This window comes from Mycobacterium kiyosense (assembly GCA_021654635.1).
GTDB lineage: Bacteria > Actinomycetota > Actinomycetes > Mycobacteriales > Mycobacteriaceae > Mycobacterium > Mycobacterium kiyosense.
The window spans coordinates 4,408,498-4,424,473 of sequence record AP025179.1; the positions used below are offsets into that span (position 1 = coordinate 4,408,498).

The window sequence follows — 15,976 nt, forward strand, 5'->3', positions numbered from 1 at the left end:
TGCTCGTCAGCTTCGCGCGCGGACGCGGGCGGAGGCACGACGATGACTACCGCAAAATTCGGCGGTCGCGGTGACACGATGACGAGAACCGCGCCGCCCGCGACCGCCCACGCACGGGTCGACCAAGATGATCCGTTGGCAGAGCGTGCGACCGACCTCTATCGCCGGGAATTCGTCACGGATTTCGCGGACAAGTGGGACGAACTGATCGATTGGGATGCTCGGGCGAAATCCGAAGGTCAATTTTTCATCGAAATCCTCCGCACCCACCGGAAGATGAGCATCCTTGACGTCGCCACGGGCACCGGCTTTCATTCCATTCGTCTGCTGGAATCGGGTTTCGACGTGACCAGTGTCGACGGCTCAGCACCCATGCTCGGCAAGGCTTTTGAAAACGGCCAGAAACGTGGACTCATCCTCAAGACCGCCCAAGCCGACTGGCGCGAACTCAACCGAACCATCCGTGGCAAATATGACGCCATCATCTGCCTCGGCAACTCGTTCACACACCTACACAGCGAGCACGATCGCCGGAAAACGCTGGCCGAGTTCTACGCGGCGCTGCACCACGACGGGATTCTGATCCTCGACCACAGAAACTACGACGAAATGCTCGACCACGGCTTCACATCGACGCACAGGTACTACTACTGCGGCGATCAGGTCACGGCGGAGCCGGAATACCTCGACGAAGGCCTCGCACGCTTCAGATACGCGTTTCCCGACGGGTGCGAATACACGCTCAACATGTTCCCGTTACGCAAAGCCTATGTCCGGCGCCTCATCCATGAAGCGGCTTTCGAGCTTGTGCGCACCTACGGCGACTTCCAGGAAACCTACCGGGAAAACACGGCCGAGTTCTTTGTCCACGTGGCGCACAAGTCCATGACCTCGAACCGCCCGCTCCGTGACCGCCGCTCCCCTGGCTTCGGCGCGGCGCACAGTGCACCAGAAACAAAAGGCCGATGAGAAATGGCCACTGAGCGCAGGCCGTCCGCTGCAGACAGCAGGCGGTCGAACGAGCCGATCGCGATCTTGGGTATGGGATGTCGATTCCCGGGCGGCGTCGAATCGCCAGATGATCTGTGGCAGTTACTATCCGAGGAACGCGACACGACCTCGGAGTTTCCGACCGACCGCGGTTGGAATCTGGAGGCGCTCTTACGTCCCGAGCCCGACGCACGCGGTGCGACCTACGTGCGCGGAGGTTCTTTCCTGGACAACGCGGGTGATTTCGACGCGGCATTCTTCGGGATCAGTCCGCGTGAAGGCCGAGCCATGGACCCGCAGCAACGACTGCTGCTCGAGGTGACCTGGGAGGCACTGGAGCGGGCAACGATCGATCCGATTTCGCTGCACGGCAGCAACACCGGCGTGTTCATCGGCGCGGCCGCTCAGGAGTACGGCCCGCGCCTATATCAGGAGACGGACGGATTTGCCGGCTATCTGGCTACCGGTGTCCCCGCTTGCATCGCCTCGGGCCGAATTGCTTACACACTCGGGCTGCAAGGTCCGGCACTGACGATCGACACCGGCTGCTCGTCATCTCTGGCTGCGGTGCACCTTGGCACGCGGTCGCTGCGTTCTGGTGAATGTGACTTGGCGGTAGTCGGTGGCGCCACCGTGATGTGCTCACCCAGCGTCTACATCGGCCTCGGCCGGCAGGGCGCGCTGTCTGCGGACGGCCGATCCAAGCCGTTTGCTGCCGCAGCGGACGGGTTCGGCGCTGCCGAAGGGGTCGGCGTGCTGGTACTAGCCAGACTTTCGCACGCCCGAACCGCGGGTTACCCGTTGCTCGCCCTGATCCGCGGCAGCGCCCTCGGACAGGACGGGGCTACCGAGGTACTGTCCGCACCCAGCAATTCGGCTCAGCAGCAGGTGATTTGGCAGGCGCTATGGGATGCGGGCCTGAGTGCAGGTGACGTCGACGTGGTCGAGGCGCACGGCACGGGCACGAGGATCGGTGACCCGGTCGAAGCAAAAGCCTTGCACGCAACGTACGGCAAGGCCCACTCGCCGGAACGCCCACTACTGGTCGGCTCGGTCAAGTCGAACATCGGCCACACCCAGTACGCCGCCGGCGCCGCCGGCCTGATCAAGACCGTACAGTCGATTCGAAACGGGGTGGTGTCCGCGACGCTGCACCTGGATTCGCCTACACCACAGGTGGATTGGTCGTCTGGAACAGTCGAGGTGGTCGCCAGTGCACGTCCCTGGCCCGAGTCACCGGACCAGACCGAACGACCGCGGCGAGCCGGGATATCGTCGTTCGGCCTCAGCGGAACCAACGCTCACGTGATTCTCGAGCAGGCGCCGCCAGAGTCTGTGAGGGCGACGTCAACTCGTAAGCCTCTGCCGGTGACACCGTGGGTGCTGTCCGCAAAGTCGGCGCCTGCGTTGGCTGAGCAGGCGGCGCGGTTGCGGCGGTTCGTCGAGCAGCGCCCAGACGCCGATGCGATCGATATTGCCTACTCGTTGAGCGCGACTCGGTCGCTGTTCGACTATCGCGCGGTTGCGGTAGGAGCCGAACGCGACGAGTTGTTGAGCGGATTGGCCGCGATCGCCTCCTGCGCCCCCGCACCCAATGTGGCAGCTGGAAAGGCCACTACCGCAGGCGGAACGGTCTTCGTCTTTCCAGGCCAAGGAACGCAATGGGCCGGCATGGCCGCCGAACTTCTGGACACGGCAACGGCGTTCGCCGACCAGATGCGGCTCTGCGAAGCCGCTTTCGCCGAATTTGTCGACTGGTCGCTACTCGAGGCCGTACGGACCGCCGTTGGGTCTGCGAGCCTCGATCGTGTCGATGTGGTTCAGCCGGTGCTGTTTGCGGTGATGGTCTCGCTGGCCGCGCAGTGGCGAGCGGTGGGAATTCAGCCCGACGCCGTCCTCGGCCATTCACAGGGTGAGATTGCAGCGGCCTACGTCGCTGGTGCGCTGTCGTTGGGGGACGCGGCGAGGGTCGTCACGTCGCGGAGCAAGGCAATCAAGGCAATCGCGGGAACCGGCGGCATGGTTTCGATCTCCCGGCCTGTCGAACTGGTTCACGCACTCATCGGACCATGGGCTCCATCGATTTCCGTTGCCGCACAAAATGGTCCGTCATCGACGGTCGTGACCGGGAACGCGGCGGCGTTGGACGAGCTGATGGTCAGGTGCGAGCGCGACGAGGTGCCGGCCACCCGGATTCCTGTCGACTACGCTTCGCACTCGGCCCAGGTGGAGACGCTGCGTGACTCATTGCGCGAGTCGCTTTTCGGGCTGCAGCCACAAACCACCGAGATCACGTTCATCTCAACGGTCACCGGCGCCGGACTCGACACCAAGATCCTCGACGCCGACTACTGGTTCGCCAATCTGCGGCAACCGGTGCTCTTCGAACAGGCTGCGCGTTGGTCATACGAACATGGCTTTCGCACGTTCCTGGAATCCAGTCCGCATCCGGTGTTGATTGCCGGTATCCAGGAATCGCTGGAAGACGGTGGTGACCTCAATGTGGTTGGGACGCTGCGCCGCAACGAAGGTGGCATGCGGCGGTTCTTGCTGTCGGCCGCCGAGGTACACGTGCACGGGAAATCACCCAACTGGGAGGGCATGTTCCATGCCACCGGCACGCGTCGGGTCGACTTACCCACGTATGCGTTTCAACGCAAGCGCTACTGGATGGGCCCCGGGACCGATTTGGTCGACCCGAGCGGTCTCGGTGTCAGCGCCGCCGAACACCCCCTGCTCGGTGCCGTTGTGGACCACGCTGATTCAGCAGAGACCATTTTCACCGGTCGCCTCTCGCTCACGTCCCACCCGTGGCTCGCCGACCACAAAGTACACGGGGCAGTGCTCGTCCCGGGTGCGGCCATGGTGGAGCTGGTGCTATACGCCGGTGATCGTGCGGGGTGCCCGCGGGTAGACCAGCTCGTTTTGCAGGCCCCCTTGATCGTCGGCGAACGCGGTGGTGTCGCAGTGCAAGTCGTCGTCGGCGCGCAGGATGCGTCGGGTGAACGCGCGGTGCGGATCTACTCCCGGATCGACGGCGATGGTGCGGAACGAACTTGGACGCGTCATGCCGAAGGCATCCTTTCCCCAACCCCGGATGCCAGCTCCGGACAGGACTGCCACCGTTGGCCGCCGGAGGGGGCAATACCGATCGATATTTCGCAGGCCTACCCGAAGCTGGCCGCAGCTGGATACGACTACGGTCCCGCATTCCGCGGCCTGCGGTCGGTGTGGCGCCGTGGCACGGAGGTGTTCGTGGAGGCGGCGTTGCCGGAACAGGCAATGGCCGAAGCGAGCCGTTTTTGTCTGCACCCGGTACTGCTTGACACGATCCTGCACGGCATCGGCGCCGGCGGCATCCTTGCCGAATCGGAGTTGACCAGGCTGCCGTTCGAATGGGAAGGCCTGTCGCTGCATTCTGTTGGCGCGTCTCGGGTCCGCGCCCGAATCAGTCTAGTGGGCGACGATACGGTCGCCGTCAATCTGATGGACAGTCATGGGGACCTGGTTGGTCGCATCGATTCCCTTGCCCTGCGTGGTGTTTCGCCCAATAAGCTGCTGATGAGCACTGTCACCGACGATGCTGTGTACGGACTCGATTGGGTCGATTGTGCGCCAGGTGACGCTGGCGCGGGCCACGACCCGATGCGGAACGTCACGGTACTACGCTGCCCACCGACCATTTCGGATAGCGCAGCGTTTACCGATGGCGTCCGGCGAACGCTGGTGTATGTGCTGGCGCGAGTACAGAACTGGTTGTCGAGCGATCGTCGCGACGATGCGTGCCTGGTGGTGCTCACCCGCGGGGCGGTCGCGGTGGACTCGTCCGAAGACGTCACGGATCTCGGTCAGGCGGCCGTGTGGGGACTGCTGCGAAGCGCGCAGACCGAGCATCCGGGCCTGATCTTCTTGGCCGACGTCGATGACTGGGACCGTGCCGACGTCGCGGTCGCCGAACTGGCCAGCCGTAACGAATCCCAACTCGCAATCCGTCACGGCGGGAGCTTTGCCCCACGGCTGGTACGCACCGAGCGAATCGATGGCGCCGAATACACCGAGATGGGCAATTGGCGCCTTGCCACCCTCGGCACCGGCACCCTGGACTCCGGTAACTTCGCACTGCGGGCGTGGCCCGAAGCCACGCGTCCCCTTGCGCCCGGCCAGGTACGTCTGGGTTTGCGCTGCAGCGGCGTGAATTTCCATGATGTCCTGACGGCACTGGGTCACCCGTCGGACTACGACGTCGGCCTCGAAGGATCCGGCGTTGTTCTCCAGGTCGCCGACGATGTGCTCGATTTTGCGCCAGGCGACCGCGTGATGGGTCAGTTCTTCGGCGCTGGACCCGTTGTCATCGTGGATCACCGGAGGATCGTCTGCATCCCGCCCGGGTGGTCGTACGGACAAGCGGCGACGGTGCCGGCGGTTTTCCTGACCGCGTACTACGCGTTGGCGCATGCCGCGCGCAGCTGTGCGGGCGAGCGGTTGTTGGTGCACGCCGCCACCGGCGGTGTCGGCATGGCTGCGGTACAGCTGGCCAGACACTGGGGACTCGATGTGTACGCGACGGCAAGCCCAGGCAAATGGGAAGTGTTGCGCAGCATGGGGTTCGACGCCAGTCACATGGCGAATTCCCGCACGCTCGAGTTCGAGCAGCATTTTTTCGCGGCGACCGGCGGCGCCGGTATGGACGTCGTAATCGACTGCCTGAAAGGCGAATTCGTCGATGCATCGCTGCGGCTCTTGTCGCGCGGCGGGCGTTTTGTCGAGCTGGGCAAAGCGGACATCCGAGATGCGGCCGAGGTGGCGACGCGGTACCCGCATGTTCAGTATCGAGCGTTCGATCTCGTCGACGACGTTTCTCCCGAGCTGATGAGCGGGATGCTCGGTGAACTGGTGAAGCTCTTCGAGACGGGTGAACTGAGTCCGCTTCCGCTCCGTTCGTGGGATATCAGGCAGGCATCGGATGCGTTCCGCTTCTTAAGCCGCGCACGTCACGTCGGCAAGCTGGTGCTCACCGTGCCCACACCACTCGATCCTGAAGGCACGGTACTGATCACGGGCGGTACGGGAGTGCTGGGGGCGCTGCTCGCCCGGCACCTGGTGACACGTCACGGTGTGCGAAACCTGCTGCTTATCAGCCGAAAAGGTCGCGCCGCCGAAAACGCTGCCAGGATCGAATCGGACCTGCTGGAACTCGGCGCCAGGGTGCGGATCGAATCGTGCGACGCGGCGCACCGACCTTCGTTGCAGGAGGTCTTGGCCGGGATATCAGCCGAACATCCGCTGACGGCGGTCATCCATGCCGCCGGAGTGCTCGACGACGCCGTGTTCGCGGCTCAGACCCCGCAGCACCTGGACGCGGTGCTGCGCCCGAAAATCGATGCGTCGTGGAATCTGCACGACCTAACCGCGTCTACCGAACTCGCGCTTTTTGTGCTGTTTTCGTCGGCGGCGGGTGTCCTCGGTTCCCCCGGGCAGGCCAACTATGCGGCCGCCAACGCATTTCTCGACGGGCTCGCGCAGCATCGCCGCCAGCTTGGGCTGCCGGCTGTGTCCGTGGCGTGGGGATGGTGGGCCCAGGAGACCGGGATGACCGGTCATCTCGACGAACGCGATCGGACGCGCATGAGCCGCAGCGGCTATATCCCGATGTCTTCGGCCGAGGGCCTCGCGCTTTTCGATGCGGCGCTGTTGCAGCCGCGCTCGTTCGTCGTGCCGGCACAGTTCAATCTCGCCACCATCCGTTCGCACTCGACGGTCGGCGGGCCGCCACCCATTTTCCGCGGGCTGGTCCGTGCGCCACGGCGCACCGCCGAGTCTGCCGCGACCGAGCCGCCTGCCGACTTTCGACGGCGGTTCGCGGCGATGAGTACCTCGGAACGGGAACAAGAGCTGCTCGCCGTCGTCCTCACCAACGTTGCCGCGGTGCTTGGGCACGAGGCCGGCTATGCGGTGGACGCGAGCCAGGAGTTCAAGGAGCTGGGCTTCGATTCGCTTGGTGCGGTGGAGCTTCGGAATCGGCTCAAATCGGCGACCGGTTTGAAGTTGCCCACCACCGCCGTCTTCGATCATCCGACATCGACAGCGCTGGCCCGGTATCTGGCGAGTGCGCTCGATACCGCGGGGTCCCGAGCGGAAGAAGAAAGCGAATCGGCCGAACCGGATTGCTGGCCGTTGACGGCTTATCAACGCGACATCGTCGTGCTCGGTGCACGCTATCCGGATCTTCCGATCGCACAGGTAGTTGCCCACACCCGCCTGGACGGCAGCGTGAATCCGCAGCGCATGCGCGGGTGCGTGCGGCGCGCAGGTCTGCGAAACGACGCACTGCGATTGCGTTTTGAACTTCGCGGTGGCGAGTTCGTCCAGGTCGTCGGGGCCGAGCTGCCCGAGCTCGAGGTCATCGATTTCACCGGTGACGCGGACCCGGCGGCGGCGTGCCGGCGCTGGATCGAGGAGGCGACCGAACGCGTGCTTCCGCTCGAGGGGCCGCTGATCCGCGCCGCGGTGCTCATTGATCGGACTGATTCGTTTCTGGTGTACGCGTGTCTCCATCACGCCGTAGGCGATGCGTGGGGCATCAATCTCGCGCTGAGCCAGGTGTTGAAAGAGTATGTGTCGCGGACCGACACGAGCAGCGACAGCGACGTCGAGATGCCGAGGTACGTGGACTTCGTACGCACGGAACGCGAATACCGCGCTTCTCCGGAGTGGGCGGCCGATCGAGAATTCTTTCTTCAGAAGTACCGCGACATTGAGCCGGCGCTGTTCGCCCGCAACGGATCTCTATGCAGCCGCCGTCGATGCCACCACTCCCTGCGGGTGGATCCGGAGACAGTCCAACGTGTTCGAGACACAGGTTGCACGATCTTTGCTTTCACCGCGGCCGCCGTCGGTGAGTACCTGGGCCGGATACATCGCGGCCGGGACGTCGTCATCGGGGTCCCGTTCCTCAACCGGTCATCGGATGCCGAACTGCGCATGGTCGGCTGCATGACGAACATGCTGCCGCTGCGAATTCCGGGTGACGGCAAGTCGTCGATGGTCGAACTGGCCGGACGGATTAGCGCGCAGGTATGGGAACTGCAGGCCCGGCAGCGCTTCGCGTATGGAGACATCGTCGCGGCGGTGCAGAACGGGTCTGAGAACCCGTTGTTCGACGTCACCTACTCGTACATCTCGATACCTGACACCGGACATGAGTGGATCTGGAAAGACGTCAGCGTGCTCGCGTCCGGGTATTCACTCGATGCGGTCAATATCGTGGTTCGTGACCATGAGCGGGATGGATCGCTCGAGGTGGACCTGTTCTACGCCGACGATGTCTTCGACGCGAACTATCCGTTCGCAGACGCCGTGCGTCACGTAGTGACTTTGATCAGGCGGGCACTGGACGCACCCGAGATGCCGCTCAGCGGAATCGACATGCTGTCGGTCGCCGATCGAGTCGCGCTCGACGAGTTCGCGTGCGGAGGGCCGACTCATGCTTGATATCGATCCTGGGAAGATCATGACGCTGGACCGGTTTGCCGCCGACGTTCCGGGTGGGCGGTCCGCGGTGGTGTCGACCGGCGGAACGCTCAGTTACGCGGAGTTCGACGGCGCCGTCAATCACGTCGCGGAAGTGTTGCGCGGCAAGGGGGTCGAGCGCGACGAATGCGTCGGGGTCATCATGCCGCGTTCACCCGAATTGCTCGTTGCGATCCATGGGATCTTGCGTGCGGGCGCCGCGTACGTGCCGATCGACCCGGCATATCCGAAGTTACGTATTCGTTCGATCGTTGCGGAGTGTGGGGCTCGAGTACTGATAACCGGAACCGAATTCGCGCAAATGGCCCATGAACTCAGAGTTGACCGCGTGGCGCCGAGCATGGTGGCGGCGGCTCCGGTCGAGCCAATCGCCTCGCCGGAGGACTTGGCTTACGTGATCTACACGTCCGGATCAACCGGCCGCCCCAAGGGCGTGATGATCGAGCACCGCTCGGTGGTCAACCGACTGCGCTGGATGCAGCAACGGTATCCCCTCGGTGCCGACGACGTCATTCTTCATAAGACGCCGGTGACTTTCGACGTGTCGGTGTGGGAGTTGATGTGGTGGGCGATCGCGGGTGCCAGCGTCGCGCTGCTCGAGCCGGGCGGCGAACGCGATCCGCGCAAGATGATCGCGGCGATCGAGCGCCATCGGGTTACGGTCATACATTTCGTGCCGTCGATGCTCGGCCCGTTCTTGGATCAACTGGAAGACCAGCCTGATTCGATACGCGGGCTCACGTCATTGCACACGGTGTTCTGCAGTGGGGAAGCGCTAAGGCCCGCGCTGGTTGAGCGGTTCAACCAGGTATTCGGCTCCATCGGTGTGCCGCGGCTGGTGAATCTCTACGGACCGACCGAAGCGACGGTGGACGTGAGTTACTTCGACTGCCCGTCCTGCGGGCCAGTCGACGCCGTTCCGATCGGAAAGCCAATCTCCAACACGACATTGGTGGTTCTCGACGAGCGCGGCAACCGCTGTCCGATGGGAGTGGCGGGGGAATTGAACATCGCCGGTGTGGGTCTGGCCCGCGGCTACCGCGGCCGCCCAGACTTGACGGCGGCGGCATTCCTCGCCGATGATCGCGTACCGGGGGGGCCGGCGCTACCGTACCGGCGATCTGGCCCGTTGGCGAGCGGACGGCAACCTGGAGTTTCTCGGCCGCATCGACGACGAGGTCAAAGTCCGGGGCAATCGGGTAAGCCTGGGCGAAGTGCAGACCGTGGCGCAGGCATGCCCGGGCGTGCGATCGGTGGTGGTGATCGCCGAGCCGTCAGACACCCACGGAACTAATCTGATCGGTTATTTCGTCGGCGAGTTCGTCTCCGTTGATCAACTCCGAGAGCACCTGGCGCGGCGGCTGCCCGCCTATATGGTTCCCACCGCCTTCGTCGAGTTGAACGCGTTGCCCCGCACGGCCAGCGGCAAGGTGGATCGTCGGGCGCTGCCCCCGCCCGGCGGGGCGGATCACTGCGCCGCGACACCCCGTACCCCGACCGAGGCGGCTCTAGCCGCCGCCTTCGCGTCGGTTCTCAAGGTCGAATCCGTTGGTATTTACGACAATTTCTTTGCCGGTGGCGGTGACTCGATTCTTGCGCTCGCGGTACGCAGCGACGCGGAGAAGCGCGGAATCGCCTTCGATGTCGACGACCTCTTCGCCCGGCCCACGGTCGCCGAACTGGCCGAGTCAACTTGGCCGACGGCGCCGGAGCCAGACGGCGTCACGGCTGCATTCGCGTTGGTTCCGCTGATCGATCGTGCTGCGCTGCGTGACGCCGAGGATGCGTTTCCCGCTACCGCGTTGCAACTCGGCATGCTCTTCCACAGCCTCAACCGCGCCGAATCGACGATGTATAAGGATGTCTTTCGCTATCGCGTGGTGATGCCTTGGCAAGAACGAGAGTTCACCGAGGCGTTTGACCGGTTGGTTGCCCGGCATCCCGCCCTGCGGTCCTCGTTCGACCTCGGCCTGCATTCGGTGCCGCTGCAGGTTGTCTGGTCACGGGTGCCGCGTGCGTTCGACTCCGTGACCGGAGCCGACGATGTGCTTGTCTGGGACTACCTGGCTGCCCGCCACGCGTACCGCTACGACGTGGAGCGAGCTCCGCTGTACAGCCTGCACGCGTTCGTACGGGACGAAGGCGTGGATCTCGTCTTCGCGTTCCATCACGCCATCCTGGACGGCTGGAGCGTCGCGAATCTGATGCGGGAGTTGTTGCAGGACTATTTGTTTCACGTTGGGATCGATGTCGCGCCGATCAACACCGAGGTGCACGCGGCGACCATGCTCGCCGAATATGCCCGTCTGGAAAGAGAGGCGCTCGAAGAACCTGCCGCGCGGGACTTCTGGCGAAATACTCTGGATGGAGCGCAGGCCACGTCGCTGTCAACCTGTGTCGCCGGTGAAGCGGCGGTGACGGTCGATCCGGTTGTGACGGCTCCGATTCCGCCGCGGCTGCAGGATGCCGTTGGACTATTGGCAAAGTCTCGTGGGCTGCCGTTGAAGTCGCTGCTGCTGGCCGCGCATTGCGTCACCCTGCAAAGACTCTCGGGCCAGCGGGACGTCACCACGGGACTCGTCACGCACGGGCGGCCCGGTCGTGCCGGAGCCGAGATGGCCGCCGGACTGTTTCTCAACACGATACCGGTCCGGCTTGACGACACACCGGCGACCTGGCTCGACGTCGTCGGCCAGATTGCACGTACGGAGCGCGCGAGCTATCGCTACCGACGTTATCCTTTGCAGGCCATGCAATCCGATGCCGGCCGCCCACTCTTCAACGTGGTGTTCAACTACGTCAACTACCACCCCCTTGCCGAACTGGCCGGAACCACCGACATCGAACTGCTCGACTTTGAAGTACACGAACAAACGAACTTCTCGCTACTCGCGACCGTCGGCATCGATCCGCGCACCGGGCAGCTGGTGTTGCGCGTCACAGGTGATCCGAAAGGCGTCACCTTTGCGCAAGCCAACGAATTTGCAACCACATTCATGCGTGTGTTGGCCACAATCGCACGCGAACCCGAGCAGACCGTCGATAGTGTCGCCGACGTGCCGCTCGCTCAATGCGTCACACAACGGGTCGCCGAACAGCCCGAAACGGCCGCGGATGGATCGCCGGTGGCTCCTCGCAACCGGGTCGAGGCGGCGCTGGTCGATGTGTTCGCCTCGGTGCTCGGCGTGAAATCCGTGGGTGTACACGACAATTTCTTCACCGTGGGCGGAGACTCGATCCTTGCCCTCGTCGTGCGCAGTAAGGCCGAAAAGCGGGGCATTGCTTTCGATATCGAGGAATTATATGCGCGGCCCACGGTCGCCGAACTGGCTGAATCCGGTTCAGCGCCGCCGCCGCAGGGTGTCACGGACGCGTTCGCATTGCTTCCGCTGATCGATCGTGCTGCGCTGCACGACGCCGAGGACGCATTTCCCGTCAACGCGTTGCAACTCGGAATGCTCTTCCACAGCGCCGAGCGGGTCGATTCGACGATGTACAAGGACGTCTTCCGTTACCGCCTGGCGATGCCGTGGCGCGAAGAGCAGTTCACCTACGCGTTCGATCACTTGGTGGCAAGGCATCCCGCGCTACGTTCGTCGTTTGAACTGAGCCGGTATTCCGCACCGGTGCAGATTGTCAGGTCGCGGGTGTCGCGTGCGTTCGACGTCGTGACCGGAGCCGCGGACATCGAAGGCTACATCACCGCCCGACAGAGCCAACGGTACGACGTCAACCACGCACCGCTCTACAGCTTGCGCGCGTTCGTCTGCGAGGACAGCGTGGATCTGGTATTCGCCTTCCATCACGCAGTGCTGGATGGCTGGAGCGCCGCCAACCTGGTACGCGAATTGTTGCAGGACTATCTATTCCACGTCGGCGTCGTTGGCGTCCCTCCGATCGACGCCACGGTTGAATCGGCAACCATGCTCGCTGAGCATGTCCGGCTAGAAAGGGAGGCGCTGCATAACCCTGAGGTGAAAAAGTTCTGGCAGCATGCGATGGACGGCTCCCGTCCGACGACGCCGCAATCCTACGTCGCCCACCAGCCACCGGCGACCGCCGATCCGGTTGCGACGGTGCTGATTCCCGAGTGGCTGCAGGATGCTGCGGGACAACTTGCCAAGTCTCGTGGGTGGCCGATGAAGTCGGTGCTGCTGGCCGCGCATTGTGTGACCCTACAAAGACTCTCGGGCGAAGCGGATGTTACGACGGGGCTGGTCACGCACGGGCGCCCCGGTCGTGTCGGCGCCGAAGTGGCCGCCGGGTTGTTTCTCAACACGATCCCGGTCCGACTCGATGACAAAGCGCAGACCTGGCTCGGTGCCGTCGAACATCTAGCGCGATTTGAGCGCGCAAGCCATCCCTATCGGCGTTATCCGTTGCAGGCCATGCAATCTGATGCAAATCGTCCCCTGTTTGAGGTGGTGTTCGACTACGTGAACTATCACCTGTCCGGGCAGTGGACCGGTGGCGCCGGGATCGAACTGCTCGACTTCGAGGTGCACGAACAAACAAATTTCGCACTGTGGGTCACCGCCGCGACGGATCCACGGACCGGCCGGCTGTCGCTGCGGGTGACTGGCGATCGCGCGGTGCTGACCGGTATGCAGGCACGCGAATATGCAAATTGCCTTGTTCGCGTGCTGACGGCAATGGTGCGCTCACCCGAGCAGGTCATCGATCCTGTTGCCGCTGAGCTGGATGCCCGCGACGTCATACAACTCGTCTCCGAGCAGGCCGCGGCAATCCCGGATACAGCCGCGATCATCACCGACACCGAAAGCTGGTCCTACAGCGAATTAGACTGTGGTGCTGTACGAATCGCGGCAGGGTTGCTTGCGGCGGGTATGCCGCCGGGAGCACGCGTGGGCGTGATGCTGGAACGGTCGCCGGAACTGATCGCGGCCATGATTGGCGTCCTCAAGGCCGGCGCCGCGATTGTCCCGTTGGACGTCAGCTACCCGCGCGCGCGGATCGACTTGATGATCGAGCGTGCCCGGCCCTTCCGCGTCATCTCCGACATCGCAGAAATCCGGGCGCTGATGGAAACACCGGCGACAATGCCGTTGCCGGCCATCGACCCGGAAAGCGCGGCCTACGTGTTGTTCACCTCTGGTTCGACCGGCGAACCCAAGGGTGTCACGATGCCACACCGGGCCCTGCACAATGTCATCACCTGGCAGAACCGCCGCCCGTCCGGCTGCGTCGGCGGTTCCACGCTGCAGTTCTTCCCGTTGTCCTTCGACGTAGCGTTTCAGGAAATCTTTTCGACACTGTGCGGCGGCGGCACCCTGCGATTGGTTTCCGACACGCGGCGAAAAAGATTTCGCGGCGCTGCTGCAACTCGTGGCAAGCGAGAAGATCGAACGCGTTTTTTTGAGCTGCGTTGCCCTGCAGGCATTCGCCGAGGCGGCGCACGTCACCCAAACAGGGCTGCAGTCGTTGCGCATCGTGATCAATGTGGGCGAGCAGCTACGGGTGACGCCGGAGATCCGTCAGCTGTGCGCGGCGAATACCGGCCTTGTGCTGGAGAACCATTACGGCCCAACCGAGACGCACGAGGTAGCCAGCTACACCATGAGTGGCTCACCCGACGACTTTCCCGCTTTGCCACCCATCGGCAGGGCGATCGACGGCGCCACCATCCGTCTCCTCGGCGCCGACCGTCGTCCGGTGCCGCCAGGAACGAAGGGCGAGATCTACATCGGAGGACGTTGTCTCGCAATCGGTTACGAGGGGGCGCCCCGACCTCACAGCGGAGCGGTTCGTGATGATCAGCGGTGAGCGAATGTATCGCACCGGCGATCTGGCGGTCCAACTACCCAGCGGCGACCTCGCCTATCTCGGACGGACGGATACCCAGGTGAAAGTGCGCGGCTTCCGCATCGAATGCGCGGAGATAGAACTCGCCCTGATGAAACTCAACGACAAGGCGATCCGAGCGGTAGCGGTGGTGGCGCGAAACCTCGACTCGGTGGATTCGATGCTGGTGGCCTACCTCGTCGGGGACAGGGCAGCCGCCGACGTCAACGCGATCCGAGGCCGCCTGCGAGCGGCGCTACCGGCGTACATGATCCCGGCGCACTTCCGATGGCTTGACGAGTTTCCGCTCACGCCGAGCGGCAAGCGGGACGACAAGGTTTTGCGTGAGCTGCCACTAGCCACACCCGGTGCGCCATCAACCGGCACCGCTCCGGTCAACGCACACGAGCGCGCGGTCGCCGACATCATGGCGGAGTTCGCGGGTGGCGCTGGGTTTGCCACCGATACCAATTTCTTCGACGCCGGCGGCACGTCGATCGGCGCCATGCGCGTGGTGATGGCGATCGCGCGAACATGGGACGTCGAGATTCCATTGGACGCGTTCCTCGCCACGCCCACGCCCGCGCACCTGGCCAGCCTGATCGCGGCTGGCGGACCGGTGCGCGCGTTCGATCCCGTTGTCGCGCTGCGTATCGCGGGCGATCGCCCGCCGCTGTTCTTGGTTCACCCGATTGGCGGGAATGTCCTGTGCTATCTCGATCTTGTCAAACACCTTCCCATCGATCAGTCGGTCTACGCGTTGCAAGCCCCGGGTGCCGAGCCGGGCGCTACGCCACTGCAAACGATGAGCGACCTGGCCGCGTCCTACATAGCGGCGATTCGCCGGATTCGCCCCCACGGGCCGTACCACATCGGCGGGTGGTCCTTCGGCGGTTATGTCGCTGTCGAGATGGCGCGGCAGCTGGGTGAGGAGGAACTGGCGCGGCTGATCCTGCTCGATACGACCGCACTCGGCGACGGACCTCATCCCGTAGTCGCTGAAAGCGAATTGATCACATGGTTTTTCGGAGAGCTGCTGTTGGAGGCGTATGGCATGAAGGCCGCGCAGCTGAGGTTCGAGCCCGACGTGTCGAATCGTGACGCTTTGTTCGACTCGACCTTCCGTTACGCGGTCGAGGCGGGAATCGTTCCCGCCGAGAGCTCGCCACACTTGATCCGGCGGCTCTACGAGATATTCCGCGCCAACTATGTCGCCACGCTGAACTATCGCCACGAACCATTGGATCGTGACATCACCCTGCTGAGGTCGACCGAAGGCCTTCCGGCCGGACTCGCGGGACCCCACCGCCTGGTGGGCAGCATGTTCGCCAGTCCCACAAACGGTTGGGAGATACTGTCGCCGCGCAGCCTGACGGTGATCGACGTTGCGGGCGATCACTTGTCGATGATGTCGGAGCCGCACGTCGCGGACGTCGCGACCAAACTGTCCGCGGAGCTCGTCGTCAGGGACCTTGTCGGCGGGGGTCGGCGATGAGCGCGCCGACAGTGGCGGTGGTCGGTGCCGGAATCGGCGGTCTGACCGCCGCCGTCGCCCTGCGGGCCAAGGGGATCGACGTCGAAATCTACGAGGCCGCACCCGAACCGCGGGTCACCGGCACGGCATTGGGGCTGGCCAGCAACGCCACGAAAGTGC

General features: G+C 64.0%; 5 protein-coding genes and 2 pseudogenes. All 7 read left to right on the forward strand.

All coding sequences use genetic code 11. From position 1 onward, the window contains the following. The first annotated feature begins 42 nt into the window (after window positions 1–42). Window positions 43–969: a glycine/sarcosine N-methyltransferase gene (locus L6444_RS20735; protein ID WP_236976916.1), complete on the forward strand. Its 927-nt coding sequence runs from the start codon at window positions 43–45 to the stop codon at window positions 967–969. 3 nt (window positions 970–972) lie between these two features. Beyond that, complete coding sequence (locus L6444_RS30750) at window positions 973–8,481, forward strand: type I polyketide synthase (RefSeq protein ID WP_264915921.1); 7,509 nt, start codon at window positions 973–975, stop codon at window positions 8,479–8,481. Further along, window positions 8,474–9,814: an amino acid adenylation domain-containing protein gene (locus L6444_RS20745; RefSeq protein ID WP_236976918.1), complete on the forward strand. Its 1,341-nt coding sequence runs from the start codon at window positions 8,474–8,476 to the stop codon at window positions 9,812–9,814. The genes L6444_RS30750 and L6444_RS20745 overlap by 8 nt, the downstream gene beginning before the upstream one ends. Further along, window positions 9,780–13,775, forward strand: a pseudogene (locus L6444_RS20750) (condensation domain-containing protein); the annotation flags it as partial. The gene L6444_RS20745 and the pseudogene L6444_RS20750, both read left to right, overlap by 35 nt. Window positions 13,776–13,866: 91 nt before the next feature. Further along, complete coding sequence (locus L6444_RS30220; RefSeq protein ID WP_255731319.1) at window positions 13,867–14,304, forward strand: AMP-binding protein; 438 nt, start codon at window positions 13,867–13,869, stop codon at window positions 14,302–14,304. Continuing rightward, window positions 14,291–15,817, forward strand: coding sequence for an alpha/beta fold hydrolase (locus L6444_RS20755; RefSeq protein ID WP_255731320.1), 1,527 nt, complete (start codon window positions 14,291–14,293; stop codon window positions 15,815–15,817). Before L6444_RS30220 ends, L6444_RS20755 begins: the two co-directional genes overlap by 14 nt. Beyond that, window positions 15,814–15,972 (forward strand): annotated as a pseudogene (locus L6444_RS30225) (NAD(P)-binding protein); the annotation flags it as partial. The gene L6444_RS20755 and the pseudogene L6444_RS30225, both read left to right, overlap by 4 nt. Window positions 15,973–15,976 lie beyond the last annotated feature (4 nt).